18 protein-coding genes are annotated in these 20,788 nt (G+C 32.5%); 6 read left to right on the top strand and 12 right to left on the bottom strand.

From position 1 onward, the window contains the following. Positions 1-107 precede the first annotated feature (107 nt). Positions 108-350, top strand: a complete 243-nt coding sequence (locus Q4Q39_RS04460) for a hypothetical protein (RefSeq protein ID WP_303281169.1) — start codon at positions 108-110, stop codon at positions 348-350. A gap of 295 nt (positions 351-645) precedes the next feature. On the opposite strand, the gene Q4Q39_RS04455 is transcribed toward Q4Q39_RS04460, so the two are convergent. The 6 genes from Q4Q39_RS04455 to Q4Q39_RS04430 all read right to left on the bottom strand — a co-directional run bounded on the left by Q4Q39_RS04455 (position 646) and on the right by Q4Q39_RS04430 (position 7,770). Next, on the bottom strand, positions 646-2,940 hold the full coding sequence (locus Q4Q39_RS04455) for an FdhF/YdeP family oxidoreductase (RefSeq protein ID WP_303281168.1): 2,295 nt from the start codon (positions 2,938-2,940) through the stop codon (positions 646-648). A gap of 211 nt (positions 2,941-3,151) precedes the next feature. Beyond that, positions 3,152-3,337 (bottom strand): hypothetical protein, encoded by a 186-nt coding sequence (locus tag Q4Q39_RS04450; RefSeq protein ID WP_303281167.1) that lies wholly within the window; start codon positions 3,335-3,337, stop codon positions 3,152-3,154. Between the two features lie 143 nt (positions 3,338-3,480). After that, positions 3,481-4,092, bottom strand: coding sequence for a nucleotidyltransferase family protein (locus Q4Q39_RS04445; RefSeq protein WP_303281165.1), 612 nt, complete (start codon positions 4,090-4,092; stop codon positions 3,481-3,483). A gap of 10 nt (positions 4,093-4,102) precedes the next feature. Next, a complete protein-coding gene (locus tag Q4Q39_RS04440; protein ID WP_303281162.1) occupies positions 4,103-5,122 on the bottom strand; it encodes an XdhC family protein in 1,020 nt (339 codons plus the stop codon). A 9-nt stretch (positions 5,123-5,131) separates the two neighbouring features. Continuing rightward, positions 5,132-7,285, bottom strand: coding sequence for a xanthine dehydrogenase family protein molybdopterin-binding subunit (locus Q4Q39_RS04435; protein WP_303281161.1), 2,154 nt, complete (start codon positions 7,283-7,285; stop codon positions 5,132-5,134). 23 nt (positions 7,286-7,308) lie between these two features. Next, entirely contained in the window at positions 7,309-7,770 is a 462-nt protein-coding gene (locus Q4Q39_RS04430) for a (2Fe-2S)-binding protein (RefSeq protein ID WP_303281160.1), read from the bottom strand. A gap of 221 nt (positions 7,771-7,991) precedes the next feature. Here Q4Q39_RS04430 and Q4Q39_RS04425 point away from each other — a divergent pair, with 221 nt between their 5' ends. Continuing rightward, positions 7,992-9,131, top strand: coding sequence for a sodium:calcium antiporter (locus tag Q4Q39_RS04425; RefSeq protein ID WP_303281159.1), 1,140 nt, complete (start codon positions 7,992-7,994; stop codon positions 9,129-9,131). 365 nt (positions 9,132-9,496) lie between these two features. Here the strand turns inward: Q4Q39_RS04425 and kbl are convergent, their stop codons facing one another. Further along, positions 9,497-10,684, bottom strand: coding sequence for a glycine C-acetyltransferase (gene kbl, locus Q4Q39_RS04420; protein ID WP_303281158.1), 1,188 nt, complete (start codon positions 10,682-10,684; stop codon positions 9,497-9,499). Positions 10,685-10,705: 21 nt separating this feature from the next. Further along, positions 10,706-11,656 carry an NAD-dependent epimerase/dehydratase family protein gene (locus Q4Q39_RS04415; RefSeq protein ID WP_303281157.1) on the bottom strand — a complete coding sequence of 317 codons (951 nt, stop codon included), beginning with the start codon at positions 11,654-11,656 and terminating at the stop codon, positions 10,706-10,708. A 158-nt stretch (positions 11,657-11,814) separates the two neighbouring features. On the opposite strand from Q4Q39_RS04415, the gene Q4Q39_RS04410 reads away from it, so the two are divergent. Next, complete coding sequence (locus Q4Q39_RS04410; RefSeq protein WP_303281156.1) at positions 11,815-12,276, top strand: Lrp/AsnC family transcriptional regulator; 462 nt, start codon at positions 11,815-11,817, stop codon at positions 12,274-12,276. A gap of 286 nt (positions 12,277-12,562) precedes the next feature. Beyond that, positions 12,563-13,504, top strand: a complete 942-nt coding sequence (locus Q4Q39_RS04405; RefSeq protein WP_303281155.1) for a hypothetical protein — start codon at positions 12,563-12,565, stop codon at positions 13,502-13,504. Here the strand turns inward: Q4Q39_RS04405 and Q4Q39_RS04400 are convergent. From Q4Q39_RS04400 to tilS, 3 genes are all read right to left on the bottom strand, one after another. Then, positions 13,499-14,461 (bottom strand): YheT family hydrolase, encoded by a 963-nt coding sequence (locus tag Q4Q39_RS04400; protein ID WP_303281154.1) that lies wholly within the window; start codon positions 14,459-14,461, stop codon positions 13,499-13,501. The genes Q4Q39_RS04405 and Q4Q39_RS04400 overlap by 6 nt on opposite strands. Positions 14,462-14,696: 235 nt before the next feature. After that, complete coding sequence (gene ade / locus Q4Q39_RS04395) at positions 14,697-16,316, bottom strand: adenine deaminase (RefSeq protein WP_303281153.1); 1,620 nt, start codon at positions 16,314-16,316, stop codon at positions 14,697-14,699. 56 nt (positions 16,317-16,372) lie between these two features. Beyond that, positions 16,373-17,683 carry a tRNA lysidine(34) synthetase TilS gene (gene tilS / locus Q4Q39_RS04390; protein ID WP_303281152.1) on the bottom strand — a complete coding sequence of 437 codons (1,311 nt, stop codon included), beginning with the start codon at positions 17,681-17,683 and terminating at the stop codon, positions 16,373-16,375. 124 nt (positions 17,684-17,807) lie between these two features. Here tilS and Q4Q39_RS04385 point away from each other — a divergent pair, with 124 nt between their 5' ends. Further along, positions 17,808-18,494, top strand: a complete 687-nt coding sequence (locus Q4Q39_RS04385; RefSeq protein WP_303281151.1) for a hypothetical protein — start codon at positions 17,808-17,810, stop codon at positions 18,492-18,494. 1 nt (position 18,495) lies between these two features. On the opposite strand, the gene pabB is transcribed toward Q4Q39_RS04385, so the two are convergent. Further along, the gene (gene pabB, locus Q4Q39_RS04380; RefSeq protein ID WP_303281149.1) at positions 18,496-19,797 is read right to left on the bottom strand and encodes an aminodeoxychorismate synthase component I; all 1,302 of its coding nucleotides are present in this window, start codon (positions 19,795-19,797) and stop codon (positions 18,496-18,498) included. Positions 19,798-19,849: 52 nt separating this feature from the next. Here pabB and Q4Q39_RS04375 point away from each other — a divergent pair, with 52 nt between their 5' ends. After that, entirely contained in the window at positions 19,850-20,779 is a 930-nt protein-coding gene (locus tag Q4Q39_RS04375; protein WP_345075784.1) for an aldose 1-epimerase family protein, read from the top strand. Positions 20,780-20,788: the final 9 nt, after the last annotated feature.

Below are 20,788 nucleotides of genomic sequence, written 5' to 3'. Positions count from 1 at the left end.
TAAAAATGAATAAATTTCAATGAATCAACTTATTGATGTCATCCTCAGCTCATATTATACTATTTTAGGAGCAATTTTTGTTATATTTGTATGTATACATGATGGTTATGGATTTAGAAGCTAGAAAATATAAAATAGTTAAAAAGTTGATGAAAGTTTCAGATGAAGAAACCTTATATAAGCTTGAACAAGTAATAAACGAAGATATAGCTCAACAGAGTTCAATTTCTGAATTACCTGAATCTATTCAAAGACTCTTATCTCAAAGCATAGAAGATTCTGAACAAGGTCGTGTTAAGTCCCATGAAGAAGTAATGGCTAATATTAGAGCTAAGTACAATCTTTTTTAAATTCTATGAGAATTTTTTGGACTAAAACAACTGAATTATCTTTTGAAGCTGAAATAGATTTTATTCTTAAAAAATGGACAAACAAAGAAGCTACATCCTTTATTAATTTAGTTTAAGACGTTTTAGAACAGCTTAAAAAATTTCCTTTATTAGGCAAACATTCAGGAAGTGGTCATATGAATTTAACTATTTCAAAGAAAACTACATTAATTTACAGGGCTTTAGATGAAAACACACTAGAAATATTACTCTTCTGGAACGACAAACAAAATCCTAAAAACTTAAAAAGTAAAATCTAATTCGCTTTCACGGTAATAATAATACTCTTAGAAGCTGGTGTTTTCGCTGTATGCGCATAACTATCTATAGGTACTAACACATTTGTTTCTGGAAAATAAGTCGCACAACAGTTTTTAGGAATATCATAACCAACAACTTTGAAGTTATTGGCTTTTCTGAGTTTACCATTAAATTCTGAAGTTAAGTTTACAACCTGGTGCTCTTCAAGGTTTCTACTTTTCATGTCTTCGCGATTCATAAAAATAATTCGTCGTTCATTAAAAACACCACGATAACGATCATTTAAACCATAAATAGTCGTATTAAATTGATCGTGACTACGAATGGTCATCATAATTAATTCTGAATCTTTAAGCTTCCATTCTGGCAATTTATTTAAAGAGAAATTTGCTTTTCCTGTAGCTGTTTTAAATTTTCTTATTCTGGCTCCATTAGGTAAATAAAAACCTGAGGGTTGTTTAAGTTTTTCATTGTAATCTTGAAATCCTTCTACAACTTCCTGAATATCATCACGAACTAAATTATAATCATCTTTATATTGAAGCCAATTGATTTTAGAACGTTCTTTTAAAGTTGCATGTGCTATGTTACAAACCACAGCCACCTCACTTAATAAGGTATCAGAACAAGGTTCTAAAACACCTTTGGTAGATGATACAATACCCATAGAATTTTCTACACTTTGGGTTTGAATGCCTGTTTTTTGATAATCTTTTTCGGCACGGCCTAAACAGGGTAATATTAAAGCTTCTTTACCTGTAACTAAATGCGAACGATTTAACTTCGTACTTACATGGACAGTTAAATTACAGTTAGCCAATCCTTGAGCAGAATAATTAGTGTCTGGAACTGCAGAGATAAAATTACCTCCCAAACCAAAAAATACTTTGGCTTTTTTCTCGTTCATGGCTTTAATGGCATCAATTACCGAATACCCATGTTTTGTAGTGGGCTTAAAGCCATATTTATCTTCAATTTTATCTAAAAAAGCTTGTGGTGCTGCTTCCCAAATTCCAACCGTTCTATCGCCTTGTACATTAGAATGCCCACGAACGGGACAGGTACCTGCGCCTTCTTTTCCTATACTTCCTTTTAATAATAACAAATTCACTAATTCGCGAATATTATCAACGGCATTCTCATGCTGCGTAAGCCCCATAGCCCAGCAAATGATAATCTTTTTTTTGTTTAGAACTAAATCGAAAATAGCATCAAACGTAGATCTAGAGACGCCTGATAGCCCCAAACAATCATCAAAATCAAATTGTTTTAAATCTGAAATAAAGGCATCGTAACCATGGGTGTGCTCGTTGATAAACTCCTTATCAAATACATTTCCTTCAGAGGTTTCTTTTTCTAATAACTTAAGCAATAAAGCCTTTACAAGTGCCACATCTCCATTTATGGTGATAGGCACAAATACATCAGCTAATTTGGTACCTCCTGTTAATAATTTAATAGGGTTTTGTGGATTCGTAAATTTAATAAGCCCCGCTTCTGGCAATGGGTTGATTGCTATAATTTTCCCACCATTCTTTTTACATTTTTCTAAAGCTGTTAGCATTCTCGGGTGGTTTGTTCCTGGATTCTGACCAATAACCATAACCAATTCTGCTTTATACAAATCATCTAAAGTCACAGAACCTTTTCCGATACCTAAGGTTTCAGAAAGCGCACTTCCACTAGCTTCATGGCACATATTAGAGCAGTCTGGAAGGTTAGCCGTTCCAAATTCACGAACAAATAATTGATATAAAAAGGCCGCTTCATTAGTCGTTCTTCCTGATGTATAAAAAACGGCTTCGTCTGGATTATTTAAAGCATTTAGATGCGTCCCAACTTTTTCAAAGACCAATTCCCAGGATATGGGCTGATAATGAGAGGCGCCTTCTGCCAAAAACATGGGTTCTGAAAGACGTCCCGATTTCCCGATTTCAAAATCGGATAAATTAGCAAGTTCTTCAACGGAATGGTCTGTAAAAAACTCATGACCAATGGTTTTGTTTTGCATTTCTTCAGACATGGCTTTCATACCATTTTCACAGTATTCCCCTAATGAGGAACGTTCATCATCTGGATCTGGCCAAGCACAACCTGGACAATCAAACCCTCCTTTTTGATTTATTTTAGTTGAAATTTTAATAGCATCTGCAGGGTTCATATATTTTGAAACATGTGTAACTGCAGCTTTCAAACCTTTAAAACCACCACTATTTCTTGCTGGCTTTGTTGTTTTTAAGTTTTTGAATTCTTCTGGTGTATTTGCTTTATCTATTGGAGATCCACTCATGAAACTATGCTATATTCAATTTCTATTATTAGTAAAATTAAGTTTTTTTTAAATAGCAATTCTCAAAAGAAAAAAGAGGCTGTCTAAAAAGTGTCATTCTGAATGAAATGAAGAATCTATAAAGGTTTTAATATTTTGATTTATAAACCAATAAGATTCTTCGCTGTGCTCTGATGACAAAATATATCACTTTTTAGACAGCCTCTTTAAATTAATAATAGCATCTTTTAGCATTGATGTAATTAATTGCTAAAACACCTAAAGTAAAACCAATTGCAATATAAATGACTCGTTTAGCAGAATTAACTGTTAGACTAAATGACGCAATGCCATTATTTCCATTTAATTGAAATGTATTCATAATGTTATCAACACGAAAGATTTGATTAGTTTTCATGTGAATTATAAAATTAGTGGTTTCAGATTTTTTTGAACTATAAAACTGAATTATAAAATCAATAAAGAGGTAAAATAATAATTAAAGTAAAAAAAGTTGTTTTCCTTATATCATATGTAAGAAAAACAACCTAATTATATTGCTTAAAATTGACTTCTATGTAGATTTTCATAGTCCTCTTTATAGTCTAAATCGATATTTTCTAATTTAGGTTTACATCTTTTTACCAAAGCAGTATATTTTTCAAGAAGTCTTTTAGCCCCTTTATCATCATCTAATTTTGATAATTCAGGCAAGTATATTTTATCAAAAATTACAGGAACACCAGACACATCATTTTTATAAGTAGTTGCTATAATTTGATTTGTATTTGGCACGAAGTTTTGGATTAAAGTATTTAAAAATTCTGTATTTATGAATGGTTGATCCGCTAAACAAATAAGTACAGCCTCAGCCTTTGGTCTTTCATTTAAAATATGAATAGCGGCAATGGCTATGGATTTACCCAAACCTAATTTCCAATCTTCGTTTTTAATAATGGTCACAGGAAACTTACTTATTTCATTCTTTATAGCTTGGTAGTTGGCTCCCAATACTACAAAAACATCATTAGTACAGGTCTTTAATGTTGTTTGAATAGCATGTCCTAAAAGTGTCGTATCTCCCCATGATAGTAATTGCTTTGCTGTCCCCATACGTTTTGAAGCTCCTGCTGCTAAAATAACTATAGGAATGTTTAAAGAATACTTGGACACTTTAAAATATTTATGAGTGAATCTTACCTGTTTTTTTACTTAACGATATTGGGTCTTGTTTTCTAGCTACAGATAATATTTCTGATACTATAGAAATGGCAATTTCCTGTGGTGTTTCAGAACCAATATTTAATCCAGCGGGGCCATAAATAGCATCTAAAAAAGTATGGTCTACTTCTGGGCAATATTCTATAAACTGGGATAATAAATCTTCTCTGCGCTTTGCTGGACCTAGTACGCCAATATAAACAGGATTTGTGTTTTTTAATTGCACTAAGTATCTAAGATCATTAGCAAAATTATGAGTCATCAATACAATAGCCGTTTGATTATCGATAGATATTGTTTCCATATTTTCTGCTGAAACAGCTTGAAAGCTCTTGGCTCCTGGGAAATTTGCAATCGATTTAGATTCTGATGGTCCAGAAATAATCGCAACCTCCCACCCTGTTAATGCTGCATATTTACATAGCTGTACGGCATCATGCTCTGCGCCTATAATAACAAGTTTAAAACATGGTAGCATACTTTGTTTAAAAAGCGATAATGAATTCTTTGTTTTTAGTTTTTTTCTGTTTTTTTGTAATGAAAAGATAGACTCTTTAATTTTCACCCAAGACCCTATTCCTGAAACCAAGGCCTCTTTTTTATCAAAATAGGACCTAATTTCGAATGATTTTCTTTCTTCCAAAGCACTAAAAAAAGCTTTTTTAAAAGCGTTATTCGGTTCGAATATTTCTATTAAAATATATAGGACTCCTTCACAACCTAATCTGTATCTACCGTCATAGGTCATCATTTTAGATACTCCTGTCTTAAAAACAGATTCAGATTGTAACAGAATTTCTTTTTCTACACAGCCTCCACTCACGGCTCCAATCATTTTCCCATCTTCCAGAATAAGCATCCTAACTCCTGGCTTTCTATAGGACGAACCATCTAGCGATACGACAGATGCCAAAACCGATTTGATTCCTTTTTTATCAGCTATTTCAGCTTGATTAACAATGTCTTTAAATTCATGTGTCATAAACGAAGATTATCCTACCACCTTTTCTAAATCCATATTATGAATATATGGCTGTTTGGTTAATCTTTTTCCTGTAGCTTTATAAATAGCGTTAGCTACTGCAGCACCTACCGGCGGTAATGTAGGTTCTCCCAAACCGGTTGGAGCGATATCACTTTTAACAAAATGAACATCTACCTGTGGCGTCTGTCCCATTCTAATTAGTTGATAGGTATTGAAATTATTAGATTGTGGCCTTCCTTCTTTAAAAGTTAACTCACCATACATAGCATGCCCTATACCGTCAATGACACCTCCCTTAATTTGGTTTAATGCTCCCAGTGGGTTTACAACAATACCACAATCTACAGCACAGGTTACTTTTTTTACTACCGGGTTACCATTTTCCATAATAATGTCTGCAACTTCTGCGACATGCGTGTTATGACAATAGTACACTGAAAACCCTTGATAAACTCCTGCTTCTGTCTTTCCCCAATTAGATGTATCGACCACCATTTTTATAACGCCTTGTAAACGTTCTGGGCTATATTCTATATTGGGTTTCGGATTATTTTTTACATTTTCTAATAAATCTAAATGTAATTGAACACGGTCCACCTCTAGAACCTCTGCTAATTCATCAAAAAAGCTTTGCTCTGCACTTGCAAGAAAGTTAGTGTATGGTGCTCTCCAAGCTCCTGTTGTTATATTACTTTTATAATTAGCGGTATCAACTTGATAATTCTCGATGGCTGCCGCTGGAAAGAAATTTGGAATTAATCCATACATATTTCTATTAATACAAGCTTCTTTTAAATGATATCCTGTTAACTTTCCGTCTTTGATTGATGCTGCAATTTTATATTTGGTTGCTGGTCTATAAGTTCCAGCAGTCATATCGTCTTCTCTAGAGAATACCACTTTTACAGGTTTTTTAGCTAAATTTGAAACTTCTGCTGCTTCTAAAGCAAAATCACCGTATAATCGTCTACCGAAACCTCCTCCCATTCTGGTCATTTTTAAAGACACCTCACTAATATCTCTTTCTAGCAGTTTTGCAACTCTGTCTGCTGTCGATTTTGGAGTTTGTATAGGCCCAACTAAATTTATTTTCTCTTCAGTAACATGAGCAAAGAAATTCATGGGTTCCATACAGTTGTGAGGTAAAAATGGTGACTCGTATATGCGTTCCAAGATCTTATCCGCTTCAGCAAATGCTTTTTTTACATTACCATCTTTTCTACGAGTTTTAAACTTGTTCCCATTTAATATTTTTAGTAACTCGGCATCATGAAATTCTGTACTTTCAGCTTTAGAACCTTCCTTCCATAGAGCTTTCAAAGCTTTCTTCCCTTTCATAGCTGTCCATGTATTTCTTGCTAAAACCGCAATTTTATCTCCAAACTTAATAACATCAATAACGCCGTTAACATTTTTTGTATCTGTATCATCAAAAGACTCTAAAACCTGTCCAAAAGCGGGCGGTCTTAAAACTGATGCATACAGCAGACCTTCTTCTTTATAGTCTAGACCAAATAGAGGTTTCCCTGTAATGATTTCATCTATATCAACATTACTTATATCTTTACCTATAATAGTGAAATCTTTAGGATCTTTTAATTTAACATCTTCAGGCACTTTTAACAAAGCGGCTTCTTTCACAACATCACCATATCCTAGTTTTTCACCTTTCTTATTGGTAATGACACCTAATGACGCTTTACATTCTGAAGCTGAAACACCCCATTTTGCCGCAGCTGCATTCACTAACATTTGTTTAGCTGTAGCCCCTGTTTGCCTTAACGGTTCCCATCCATGCCTTATAGATTGACTCCCTCCCGCCATCTGACGCGAATAGTTTTTAGTATCAAGCTTGCCTTGTTGAACATACACATCTTCCCAGGGCACATCCAGTTCTTCTGCAATAAGCATAGGCATAGACGTTTTTACTCCCTGACCAATTTCCGGATTGGGTGAAAATATGGTGACTTTACCTTCATCTGAAATTCTTATAAAGGCATTAAAATCGTTAAAATTTAACTGACTAATGTCTATTGGCGGTTCTACATGATCTTTACAAGCTGTAAATAGGTTGAAGCTAATAAGAATGCCTCCACTGGCTAATGCCGATGTTTTTAAGAATGACCTCCTACTAAATGTTTGTGTTTTTGAAAGATTCATTTTGTTTCTTACTTTATTGAGGTTTAACTTATTTTTTCTGCTGCTACTTTCACTGCTTTTTCTATACTGTTGTATGATGCACAACGACATATATTTCCATGCATAGCGTCTCTTATTTCTGAACTACTAGGATTTGAATTTTGATTCAAAAATGCCGAAGCTGTCATAATTTGTCCCGATTGACAATACCCACATTGGGGAACATCAATTTCTTTCCATGCTATTTGTACAGGATGATTTCCGTTTTCCGATAGTCCTTCAATGGTTGTTATATTCATACCTTCAGCCTGTGAAACTGGAAGCAAACAACTTCTCATAGCATGACCATCAACATGCACTGTACAAGCGCCACATTGTCCTATTCCACAACCATATTTAGTCCCTACTAAATCGATTTGGTCTCTTAAAACCCAAAGCAAAGGCGTGTCTGCATCTGCTTCTACAGTATGCTTTTTATTATTGATTTTTAAATTGAAGGTTGACATAAGCGGCATGTTTAATTAGATGTATTCGTTTAAATGTACAAAAAAATAGAAGTCACTTTTTGCTATTATATCTGTTTTAACATTGTTTTAAGAGATTCTAAATCGTTAACTCTAATATATAAGTGAGTTCGCCTTTTTTAATGCGTTGAAATATTATATAGTCACTAGATTTTATTTTCTACTTTTAATTTTTTTAGATTTGCCAAAGACAAATACTACTTATGGCTATTATTTCTTCCCTAGGACTTATTTTAATTACTTGTATCATTATTTGGAGAGCTTGCGATGGTTTTGAAATGGCTTCAAACTATTTAGGTAGAAACATGAAAGAAGGTATTAAAGGGGCTACTATCAACGCCATTGGAAGTAGTTTGCCTGAGTTATTTACGACCCTTTTTTTCTTATTTGTATTAAAAGATAAAGATGGTTTTTCTGGTGGTATTGGTACTACAGCGGGAAGTGCCGTTTTTAATGCTATGATTATTCCTGCGGTTGTAATTTTAGTAGTTATAGGAAAAGGCATTTCTTCGAAAATTGAAATCTCTAGAAAAGTTATATTACGGGATGGTATCTCACTTATCATTGCCGAATTAGCTTTAATTTTTGTGATTACAGGGCCATCTTTAAACTGGACTCATGGACTTATTTTGATGGTGTTATATTTTATTTATGTTGCTTATATGTTAATAAGTCAAGGAGCTGGAGATGTAGAAAACGATTATGAAGAGACTGCAGATGGTGGTAACAGAAGTATTGCCCTATTTAAAGGAGATCTTGCTACCGTGGTCATGGGTGACTCTAAAATTAATAAAGCCAAAGCTATTGGTCTATTAGTGCTTTCTGTTCTTTTTATAGGCTTAGCTTGTTTTTGGCTTGTTGAAGCTTGTGAGCAATTTGGAACTGCTATTGGGATGCCTATTTACTTTGTTTCCGTCGTATTGGCATCTGCTGCGACCAGCGTACCTGATACTATTATCTCATACAAAGATGCTATGAAAGGTAATTACGATGATGCTGTTGCTAATGCTTTAGGCAGTAATATTTTTGACGTTTGTTTTGCTCTTGGATTGCCTCTTTTTCTTTTTACACTAATTTATGGCCCTATAGAAATGAGTAGCGATACTATTGAAAATGTTGGACAATTACGTATTCTCCTCTTAATTTCAACGATAATCGTCTTCTTTATATTTGTCTTGGCTAAAAATGGTATCAAGAAACTTCATGCTAGATTGCTATTATTATTATATGTTCTGTTTGTTGCTTATTCTATTGGCAAAGGCGTGCGTTATGATATTCCAGTTATTAATGACATATCTTATCTACTTTCTATGATATCGCATTGGTTTGCTTCTATTTTTTAATACAAATCGATATAAATCATTTTGTTAGATACAAGCTCAAAAACTAGTTAAAGTTTTTATTCGGAGCCTTATGTCATTCCGCTAGAAGTATGAGGAGGAATCTCATTATTATGAGATTTCACAAGTTTATCTTGAGCGGAGCCGAAAGGTTCATACTTCACTCTGTCGAAATGACAACTAATTTAAAATAGAAATCCTCCTTTAAAGCTTATCTTCAATTAAAACAATCAGGAAATCGTTTTCAGCAAGCCCGATAGTCATCTCTTTTTCTGGATTTATAACTTGTAATTTTTCTAAATCCAATGCATTAAAAACATAAAGGTTTTTAATATAAACCTTTATGTTTTTTTATATCCTTTAATCTATTAAATCACCTTAAGCTCCTTACCTATTTTGGTAAAGGCTTTAATCGCTTTATCTAAATGATGACGTTCATGCCCTGCTGATAACTGCACACGGATTCTTGCTTTTCCTTTTGGTACTACTGGATAGAAAAAACCGATCACATAAATACCTTCTTCTAATAATTTTGATGCAAATTCTTGTGCTAATGTCGCTTCATATAGCATAACTGGCACTATAGGGTGATCTCCTGGAACGATGTCAAACCCAGCCGCTGTCATCTCTTTTCTAAAATATTGTGTATTGGTTTCCAATTTATCTCGAAGTTGAGTAGAAGCACTTATAATATCTAAGACTCTTATAGATGCTCCTACTATAGATGGAGCTACCGTATTTGAAAATAAATAAGGTCTGGAACGCTGTCTTAATAAATCAACAATCTCTTTTCTTGCTGCTGTGAATCCACCAGAAGCACCTCCTAAAGCTTTTCCGTAGGTTCCGGTTATAATATCTACGCGTCCCATAACATCTCTATATTCATGAGTTCCACGTCCCGTTTTACCAATAAAACCTGTAGAGTGGCATTCATCAATCATAACTAAGGCACCATATTTATCAGCTAAATCACAAATTTTATCAAGTTGAGCAATCGTACCGTCCATAGAAAAAGAGCCATCTGTAACGATTAACTTTCTACGAGATCCTTCTGCTTGAATTAATTGTTCTTCCAGATCAGCCATATTATTATGGGCATATCTAAATCGTTTTGCTTTACATAAACGAATGCCATCAATTATTGAAGCATGGTTTAAAGCATCCGAAATAATAGCATCTTCTGCATTTAAAATAGGCTCAAATACACCTCCATTGGCATCAAAGGCAGCTGCATATAAAATACAATCTTCCATTCCCAAAAATGAGGCTGTTTTTTGCTCTAACTCTTTATGAATGTCTTGTGTTCCACAAATAAAACGTACAGAAGACAAACCATAACCGTGAGAGTCAATGGCATTTTTACCAGCATCAACAACCTCTGGATGAGATGACAAGCCTAAATAATTATTCGCACAAAAGTTCAATACTTCTGACGATATTGTTGTACTTATTTCTGCACCTTGAGGTGTTGTTATAATTCTTTCAGATTTATATAAGCCTGCAGCTTTAATGTCTTCAATTTCATTCTGCAAATCATTCTTTATGTTAGAGTACATAGTCTTATTTTTTTATTAAACTTAAGCGGTTACTTTATATTGTTCTTTTAGTTCACGAATCATGGTTTCTGTGATAGCCCATAAATCGTATTTAGGCTTCCAACCCCAGTCCATTTTTGCTTCAGAATCGTCTATAGACTTTGGCCAATCTTCAGCAATATCTTGCCTAAAATCTGGTTTATAGTCAATTTTAAACTCAGGATATATTTCACGAATTTCTGATGCAATTTCTTTTGGGGAAAAACTTATCCCTCCTAGATTATAAGATGTTCTCACCTTAATGTTTTCAGTAGGAGCTTCCATAATTTCTATAGTAGCCCTTACTGCATCGTCTATAAAAATCATTGGTAAGGCTGTATCTTCATTTAAAAAACAAGTAAAATCTTCTTCTAAAACAGCTTTGTGATATATATCTACGGCATAATCAGTCGTTCCTCCACCTGGTAACGATTGATAACCTATAATTCCAGGATAGCGAATAGACCTAACATCCAAACCATATTTAATATGATAATATTGTGCCCAATTTTCACCATCTACCTTACTAATACCGTATACGGTTGTTGGATCTAAATAGGCATTATTAGGTGTGTTATTTCTTGGGGCGTTATTTCCAAAGACTGCTATTGAGCTTGGATAAAACACCCTTTCTATATTACAAAGCCTAGAGACTTCCAATACATTTAACCAGGTTTTCACATTAATATTCCAGGTTTTTAATGGATTTTCTTCTCCTTTAGCTGATAAAATAGCTGCTAAATGGTAGATTTGAGTTACTTTATATTGTACTACAACTTCTTTAATTCTATCTATATCTGTAGCATCAATAACTTCGAAAATACCATCTGAATCTTCACTATTTCTTATATCTGAAACAATGACACTTTCCTTTCCGTATTTATCCTGCAAGGTTTGGGTAAGCACTTTTCCAACTTGACCATTAGCCCCTATTATTAAAACTATTGTATCCATAAAAGCATTATTTACTAACAAAATTAAATATTACAGCTTTTAAAATAAAATATACATAAAAATTAAGTAATTATAACTTTTTCATAAACAAAAAACAGCTATATTTACTTTTAAACAATGAAATAATTAGCTTTTGCAATAATTTTTATTTGACATATATGGAAAACTTGGACGAAACTGATATTACCATCCTTAGGATTTTACAAAATGACTCTAAAAAAACGGCTAAGGAAATTGCTAAAATTTTAAATTTAACGCCTTCTCCTGTTTACGAACGCATACGTAGGCTTGAAAATCAAGGTTTTATAAAAAAATATGTTGCTATACTAGATAAAAAACTACTTGATCGATCGGTCACTACGATATGTCAGGTATCTATGCGGTATCATAGTGAAGCCTTTATTGAGAAGTTTGAGGAACAGATTCAAAACTTAGATGAAGTTCAGGAATGCTATCATATGGCTGGTCAGGTAGACTTTATTTTAAAAATAAATACAAAGGGGCTGGAAGATTATCATAATTTCGTGAAGTATAAACTTTCCAAAATTGAAAATATCGGGGTATTGAACAGTACGTTTGTTTTAAAGGATATTAAAAATTCCTCTGAGTTTTATATCTAATAGCCGGAAAATATCCAAAGTACCAGATACGAAACTTGAGTTATATTATAGAAACCAAAAATCAAGGAATCACCTCAGATTAGGGAATTATTTATTAATTAGTAACAAACTTCACTTTTTCGATACTAATAAGTAAACTATAACACCTAATAACTCATGCATCAATAGATTAAATACATGCTTCTAAAAGAGTGAAAGAAATCTTCAAGACACAAACCCTATAGATATGACAATGCCATTATTTATAGTCATACAGAAAGAATAGTCTAAATTATATAAAACAAAAATGAAAGAAACGTCCCAAGTTCGAAAATCATTACACAAGCCCTATAGATATGATAATACCATTCGTAGTCATAGACAAGATACGGGCATATTCCTGCTTGCGATGCTCATGTTTTTAATTATTGCTTTTGGTTTACTAGTAATATTTTTAACAATTCATTTGTCCTTATATATTTTAGGCGCATCTGTAGTAGTTATGATGATCCTATTTAAAATTCATAACACGTTTTATCACCGCTATTATCGAATCATAAAAAGAACAGAACAGAGCGGTCAAAATGAAGATCATGTATATTATGTCGTTCAATCATGTATTTCATACAAAAAACTGGAAAAAATAATCTATAACAAAAATGTAAAATGGAAAGATGTGGAGTCATTTTATAGTGATTCTCATAAAAAAGAGGCTGAAGCATTTTTTGATCGAAAAACGATTGAAAATAAGGGAGGTGAAACCGTAATTTCTCAAATTAAAAAGTCAATACATAAACCTAGATTTCGTGATAAATTCTTAGAGAAAAACAACTTTCATATATCAGAATTAATAGTTCCTGGAATGTTACTTGGAATAGTTTTAATCATCATTTATCTTAGGTTATTAGTGTTGTTTGTGCCTTCCAATATGTTTTTATTTGGGTATTTGGGTATACATGGGGTTATTATTTTTAGTGTCATAGCTGTGTATCATCTTTATATAAGAAAAAACCATCGCTATATTCGATTGATAGAAAGAACGGTGTGGCAAGGTCGATATAAAGAGACATCATACTATTTGCAATCATTTATTTCCAGAAAAAAACTAGAAGCCATAGAACATAGAAAAGATATACTATGGAAATATTATGACCATCCAGAATTCAAACCAAGTATTTCTAAAGAAAGTGCTGAATATTATTTTGATAAGGATACCACTGAAAAACACATTATAGAAGAAGTTTTATGATATTTCTTTAACAAACTCTAAAGCTCTTTTTTCATTATAATAAACATTTTTTTTATCCACAAATCCAACGTGTCCGCCATGTTGTGGCATTTCTAAATGAAGATTGGGATTGTTTTTTGCCTCTTTTACAGGATAACATTCTGGTGATAAAAATGAATCGTTTAAAGCATTAATAACTAAAGTTGGAACCTTAATATTTGGAAGAAATTGTAAACAGCTGCATTTTTCATAGTAATCTAGTGCGTCTTTAAAACCATGTGCTTTGGATGTATAAATAGTATCGAAGTCGAATAATGTTTTTATAGACGCAATGTCTTCAATGCTTAAATCATCTTTAAAGTTTTGCTGCTTCGTTTTTAAACGATTCACTAAATACTTTAAAAATCGATCGTGATACAGTTTATTTTTAAAAGTATGTAATGCTTTAGCCGAACCATACAAATAACAAGGTACTGAAGCTGTCATTGCTGCTTTTATTTCATTGGGTACGATGTCTCTTTCTCCCAAATATTTTAAAATCATATTAGCACCTAAGCTGATTCCACTTAAATAAATTTCTGAATAGTCTTTTTCTGAAATAATATGTGTAATAATAGCTTCTAAATCTTCGGTGGCGCCAGAATGATAACTGCGGTATTTTAAATTATCTTCTCCACTACAGCCTCTAAGATTTACACAAACAGCATCAACATCATTATTATTAAATAGTTTCGCTGGGCCTGTCATATAAGGTCGCTGCCCATTTCCTTCTAACCCATGCAATAGAATAACGAGCTTCTTTGTTTTTGCTTTTGAAAAACTCCAATCTAAATCGATAAAATCACCATCAAACAATATTATGCGTTCGCGTTCTTGTTCTAAATCTTTAATCCGTCTTACCAAACCAGAATACACGGTTGAAACGAATCCGTTTTTAAAAAGGAAAGCAGGTTTGTACTTTGAATCTATTACTGGCATAATTTAGTGTTCAGTGTTCAGTGTTCAGTGTTCAGTGTTCAGTGTTCAGTGTTCAGTGTTCAGTGTTCAGTGTTCAGTGTTCAGTGTTCAGTGTTCAGTAAAAGATGTTTTTTCATCTGTGGATTTTCGTATCATTTGCAATATTTTATTAATAACTTAATAACACTAATTGAACACTCCAAGAACTGCCTACTGTTACTGATCACTGAACACTGTTTACTGCTTACTATATATTTTAAACTTCTAAAGAAGTAAATTTAAAATCGGTACCATTGAATAGTCCTTTATCACTTAGTTTTAATGAAGGAATGACTAATAAAGCCATAAATGATAAGGTCATATAAGGTGCGTAAAGATGACTACCTAAGTCTTTTGCCATAGCGTCTAATTCTGCGTATTGCTTCCCTATGGTTTCTCCATCTTTATCACTCATAATACCAGCTACAGGGAGTGGTACTGTTTTTTCTTCGGAATTTGAAACAGCACAAATACCTCCTTTATTCTCAATAAGCAAATTAACAGCTTTATAAATGGCTTCATCACTAACCCCTACAACAATAATATTATGGGAATCATGACCAACAGAGGATGCAATAGCGCCTTCTTTTAATCCGAAATTTTTAATAAAAGCAATGGCCGGTTTTTGATTTTGATATCTATTAACAACGGCCATTTTAAGGATGTCGTTTTCAGTATTAGAAACCAAATTTCCATTTAAAATGGTAGCATTTACAATAAGTTCGTTTGTGACCAACTGTCCTTCTAAGGCTTCTATTACACGAATTTGTTTTGTTGATGATTCAAATCTAAAATCTGATACGTCCTTTTTGTTACAATTAAAGTTGTTAAGATTCTTAAAAGTTACCGGCTGTATTAAGGAGGTGTCTTTATCGAAAACTAGTTCGCCGTTTATATAAGTTTGAACGGTTTTAAAATTGGTTAAATCTTCTACAACAATAAAATCTGCATATTCCCCTTCTTGAAGTAAACCAACATCTAAATTATAATGTTTTACAGGGTTAATACAGGCTACTTTTAAAACTTTAAAAACATCTATTCCTTTTGCTACAGCTCTGGCGCATAAATTGTTAATATGGTGTAGTAACAGATCATCTGGATGCTTATCATCACTACAAAACATCATATTTTCAAAATGTGCTGGGAGCAAATCTATTAAGGCTTCAAAGTTTTTGGCGGCACTTCCTTCTCTGATTAGAATTTTCATACCTTTTTCTAGCTTTTCTAAGGCTTCTTCATAAGTAAAACATTCGTGATCTGTAGAAATCCCAGCATTAATATATTTTGTAACGTCATCGCCTCTTAAACCAGGTGCATGACCATCTACCGGTTTATTGTAATGTTTTGCCCATGCTATTTTTTTTAAGACTTCGTCATCATCAAACAACACACCTGGATAATTCATCATTTCTGCTAGATACTTAATATCTGGATTTTCAAGAAGTGTTTTAATAGCTTCTGAATTTATAACAGCGCCTGCCGATTCAAAATTAGTCGCTGGTACGCAAGAAGGTGCTCCAAAATTGAACTTGAAAGGCACTTTCTTACCATTACTAATCATAAATTCTACACCTTCAACCCCCAATACATTCGCTATTTCATGAGGATCTGAAACCGTTGCAACTGTACCATGTTTCACAGCTAACCTTGCAAATTCACTAGGTACTAACATAGAACTTTCTATATGGATATGTGCATCTATAAAACCTGGCAGTATATAATGGTTTACATCGTGCTCTTTTTCTTGAATAGATATAATGTTTCCATTTTCAAAAGTAATTTCCCCTTTATAAATACGCTTGTTTTGTATGTCTACTATGTGTCCTTGTATTTTCAAATTATGAATTGGTTAGATGCCTTGACTATGCTCAGCATGACAACATTATTTTAGTTCTATTTTAGTTCTATTTTAATAATATTTTCTGTGTTCTCGGTGACTCTAAATCTATTATCTGCTCTTCTATTAATGACCCAAACAATAGTATTGCCTGAGCAGAGTAATAAAGAACTTTCTTTATCTAACAATGATAATTTTTCGTCTTTAAAATATTTACTTACTTTCTTTTTTCCTTTCATACCGAATGGAAAAAACACGTCTCCTATTTTCCAAGGTCTTACTACTAAAGGAAACTTTAGAAGCGATTCGTCAACATAAATAGTTGTTGTATCATTTAATGAAACACCATTAGTTTTTGAAAATGTTAAAAGGCCAAAAGGCGTTTCAATTTCTTGATTTATATCTAAAATGAGAATGTCTTCTTGCACTTCTAAAAAAAGCTCGCTTAAAAGCAAAGTATCTCTATGTTTTATCAATCTATGCGTGTTAGACACCACATATTTGCCAGACTGGGTCTCTAATAAATTAACAACATCATTCCATTCTGTAAACCCGTAATCTTTAAACACTTCAAATAAATATGCTTTTGGGTTATTTTGTTTTTTAAATTCAGATATTTTAAAAGTTATTTTATTATCCTCAATAACATCAATGGCATCATTTAAAAACAACTCCATAGTATCTTCAATGATATCTCCACTATCACTTAAATTATTAATCGTACCTTGATAGCTTTGTAGCAAACTAGGGTTTATTTCTTTTAAAATAGGAATCACTTCATGCCTTAATTTATTACGTAAATATTTAGTGGATTCATTACTGCTGTCTACGCGCCACTTCAAATTGTTAGCCTTTGCATAATCAATAACATGTTCTCTAGAGAATGGCAATAATGGTCGCACAAACTTGTTATTAATTTCTGGAATTCCTGTTAAACCATCTAACCCTGTGCCTCTGGAAAAATTAATTAGAAAGGTTTCTAAATTATCATCTGCATGATGTGCTGTAAGGATATAATCAAACCCTAATTGTAGTGCCAACTCATCAAACCAATAATAACGTAATTCTCTGGCAGACATTTGAATTGATATTTTGTGTTCACTAGCATATCCTTCTGTATTAAAACTTTCAGTAAAAGCCTCTATATTTAGATCATCTGCTAGTTGCAATACAAACTTCTCATCATCATCACTTTCTTTTCCTCTAAGATTAAAATTACAATGCGCTAAAGAGATGTCTAAATTTAATTGGTGGCATAAATGCGTTAATACAACACTATCTACACCTCCAGAAATAGCAATAAGAAGTCTATTTTTATTTAAAAAATCAAGACGATTATCAATATGTTTTTTTAGTTGATTTAGCATGTTTTCAAATATACAACTTTGCCTATTTAAATACGTATCTTAATTCTTTAATCAAATGACATAAATCATATACCAAAAGTGTAGGTTTTGTAACTTTAAAGTATAAATTATAAAACTATTTATCATGTGTACTCTTGAAAAATTAAACGATAAAGCGGCTCAAACCGCTTTTAATAAGAAGGTGGTTTCAGTAACACAGCATTTACAAGCTTATATAAAACACAGATTATATATTGCCGAATCAATAGGTGTTATTCCCAAAAACATGTACACTTCTAATGATTTTATTGATGAAGGTATTGCCAAGTTTTATGAAAATGGATATGATATAGATATTGATACCACTGCTATAAAAATTAAGCTATTTAAAATTATTGATACCGATTTGGATACCCTTTTTAAAAAAGAAGCCTTTCACAAAGATACGGTGAGTACAAACTATATTTTAGAGGAAGAGCTAGATAATTTAGAAGAAAATTTTACTGTTGATGACGGTTTCGATTTTATTATGAATGAAGAGTTAGATGATATCTCGTATAAACAAGATGATAAGCACAAACATCTATTTTTATATGATGACAACAATTCTTCTATAATAAATGCTTTAGAAATTGAAGATTTATCCGCAATACACAATAAAAATCTATTAGGTAAATTTTACACATTATTACCAATTAAAGTATCAGATATAGTCGATCTTTTTATTTTTGGCAGACTTACCTACGATGAGATTGCTGAAGTTAAAAATATTGAAACTAAACGTGTTGAGCGTGTAATAAAATTAGTTATGGAGGCTTTTAAAAGTATTTAAGCTAATTTTCTAATACGTGCCGCATCGCCTTTGCTTTTACCAAACACTCTTCATATTCTTTTAAAGGATCACTTTTTGCTGTTATAGCACCTCCTACAGAGTATGACACGTAGTTTTTTGTTTCGTTATAAAGAATGCTTCTAATAACGACATTGAAGTCAAAATCGCCCGTGGGAGAAAAATAGCCTACAGAACCAGAATATAATCCACGTTTCGTTTCTTCTAAATCTTCAATAATACGCATGGCTGAAATTTTAGGAGCCCCCGTCATACTTCCCATCGGAAATGTACTTTTAATAACATCGACTGGATTTGTTGTTTCTTCAACCTTTGAGGTGACCGTAGAAATCATTTGATGTACTTGATCAAACGTGTATACCTTGGTTAATTCTTCTACTTCTACACTACCTTTTATAGCTGTTTTAGATAGATCGTTACGCACCAGATCAACAATCATTATATTTTCACTACGTTCTTTTGTGTCCTGTGATAAAGCTTCTTTTAGTGCTTCATCTTCTTCCATATCCGCAGAACGTTTCGCAGTTCCTTTTATAGGTTGAGAAATAATGGTGTCACCATCTTTTTTCAAATACCGTTCTGGAGATGCCGATAATAGATATTTATCTCCAAATTTTAAAAATGTTGCAAAAGGAGGTTTTGATATACTGTTAAGTTTCAAGTAGGTTTCCAATGGATCAATATTAGTATTTTCTGCATAAAACTCTTGGCAAAAATTAGCTTCATATATATCGCCTCTATGAATATGAGCAAGCATCTTGTTTACTTTTTCGAAGTACTGATCTTTATGTATACGGAGTTTTATTTTTACTTGTTTTTCTTCATTTGAAAGATTGCCACGTCGTACCTCCTCGCAATGACATATATTTTTTAAATCCTCTTCTAATTCATCATCGACACAGTTTAAATATTGTATTTCAACCTGATTCCCTTTAAACAGAAACAACTTTTTAGGTTGAAAAAAGTACAAATCCGGAAATTCTAAACTATCAAAATTTTTAGAGTTTAAATCTTCAACATCATTTTTTAAATCGTAGGTTAAATATCCAAAAATCCAATCATTTACATTGGACTGATATTCTTTTAACATGTCAAAACTCCCTTCAAATCCCGTTTGAATACTTGTAAAAGCATCTACCGCCAAGACTGCTTCGTAGTTGGAATGATTTTGTTTGTAGTTGTTAGAATCTAACCAAACAACATCGTCAAATTGCTGACTCCAAATCAATAATTGATTTTTGAATTGTTCAGCATTTTCTAAATTGTGAATTTGTGTTGCCCTCAAGAATAAAATTTAATGTGTAAAGTTAGTTAGAATCCTTAAAAAATTATAAGTTTTGCAGTCTAAACAATTTGATTACTTAAAATATTCCATTTTCATGTTCGCTTTAGAAAACGAAAAATTAAAAATAGCTGTTAAAAAAACAGGTGCAGAATTATGTAAAATCACTTCGATTAAAAATGATATTGACTTTATGTGGAATGCAAACCCCAAGGTTTGGGGAAGTTACGCCCCTAACCTATTCCCTATTATTGGCGCATTAAAAGACGGCTCTTACCATATTGAAAATAAAACTTATAAGCTACCTAAACACGGTCTTGTAAGAAACAATGATAAACTAATAGTACATAAACAAGGCGAGAATTCTTTAACTTTTAAATTAAGTTATGACGAAGATTCATTAAAAATATACCCTTTTAAGTTTGAGTTTCTTATTACCTATAAACTTATAGATAATATAATAACCATGACACATACTATTAATAACCTGGATGATACCATCATGTATTTTTCATTAGGTGGTCATCCTGCATTCAAATGTCCTGTGTATAATGATGAAGCCTATGATGATTACTTCTTAGAATTTGAACACACAGAAAACTCTGAAACACATTTAATAAACATGAGAAATGGTCTTATTTCAAATAAAACGAAACCTATTTTTAATAACTCTAACATATTAGAATTGAGACATGACTTATTTAATGAAGATGCCCTTATTTTTAAAGATTTAAAATCTAAAAAAGTTACTTTAAAGAGTAAATCGCAGGGTGCTATTCTTACAGTTAGCTATAAAGATTTTCCTTATTTAGGCATTTGGGCAAAACTGGATGGTGATTATGTATGTATCGAACCATGGCTTGGTATTGCTGATAGTGAAAATACGAATCAGAATTTAAAAGAAAAAGAAGGTATTTTAACTTTGATGTCGCAACAAACATTTAAAGCGTCTTATAGTATTGAAATACATAACAGTCATTTATAAATTTATTAG

This window comes from Flavivirga amylovorans (genome assembly GCF_030540875.1).
Lineage (GTDB): Bacteria > Bacteroidota > Bacteroidia > Flavobacteriales > Flavobacteriaceae > Flavivirga > Flavivirga amylovorans.
Note: the sequence above shows the minus strand (reverse complement) of the source record. Positions and strands in the feature narration are given on the sequence as shown.

Coding starts and splice junctions, on each gene's coding strand:
- Q4Q39_RS04460 (WP_303281169.1), top strand. CDS start 108: ATGGATTTAGAAGCTAGAAAATATAAAATAGTTAAAAAGTTGATGAAA.
- Q4Q39_RS04455 (WP_303281168.1), bottom strand. CDS start 2,940: ATGAGTGGATCTCCAATAGATAAAGCAAATACACCAGAAGAATTCAAA.
- Q4Q39_RS04450 (WP_303281167.1), bottom strand. CDS start 3,337: ATGAAAACTAATCAAATCTTTCGTGTTGATAACATTATGAATACATTT.
- Q4Q39_RS04440 (WP_303281162.1), bottom strand. CDS start 5,122: ATGACACATGAATTTAAAGACATTGTTAATCAAGCTGAAATAGCTGAT.
- Q4Q39_RS04435 (WP_303281161.1), bottom strand. CDS start 7,285: ATGAATCTTTCAAAAACACAAACATTTAGTAGGAGGTCATTCTTAAAA.
- Q4Q39_RS04430 (WP_303281160.1), bottom strand. CDS start 7,770: ATGTCAACCTTCAATTTAAAAATCAATAATAAAAAGCATACTGTAGAA.
- Q4Q39_RS04425 (WP_303281159.1), top strand. CDS start 7,992: ATGGCTATTATTTCTTCCCTAGGACTTATTTTAATTACTTGTATCATT.
- kbl (WP_303281158.1), bottom strand. CDS start 10,684: ATGTACTCTAACATAAAGAATGATTTGCAGAATGAAATTGAAGACATT.
- Q4Q39_RS04415 (WP_303281157.1), bottom strand. CDS start 11,656: ATGGATACAATAGTTTTAATAATAGGGGCTAATGGTCAAGTTGGAAAA.
- Q4Q39_RS04410 (WP_303281156.1), top strand. CDS start 11,815: ATGGAAAACTTGGACGAAACTGATATTACCATCCTTAGGATTTTACAA.
- Q4Q39_RS04405 (WP_303281155.1), top strand. CDS start 12,563: ATGAAAGAAACGTCCCAAGTTCGAAAATCATTACACAAGCCCTATAGA.
- Q4Q39_RS04400 (WP_303281154.1), bottom strand. CDS start 14,461: ATGCCAGTAATAGATTCAAAGTACAAACCTGCTTTCCTTTTTAAAAAC.
- tilS (WP_303281152.1), bottom strand. CDS start 17,683: ATGCTAAATCAACTAAAAAAACATATTGATAATCGTCTTGATTTTTTA.
- Q4Q39_RS04385 (WP_303281151.1), top strand. CDS start 17,808: ATGTGTACTCTTGAAAAATTAAACGATAAAGCGGCTCAAACCGCTTTT.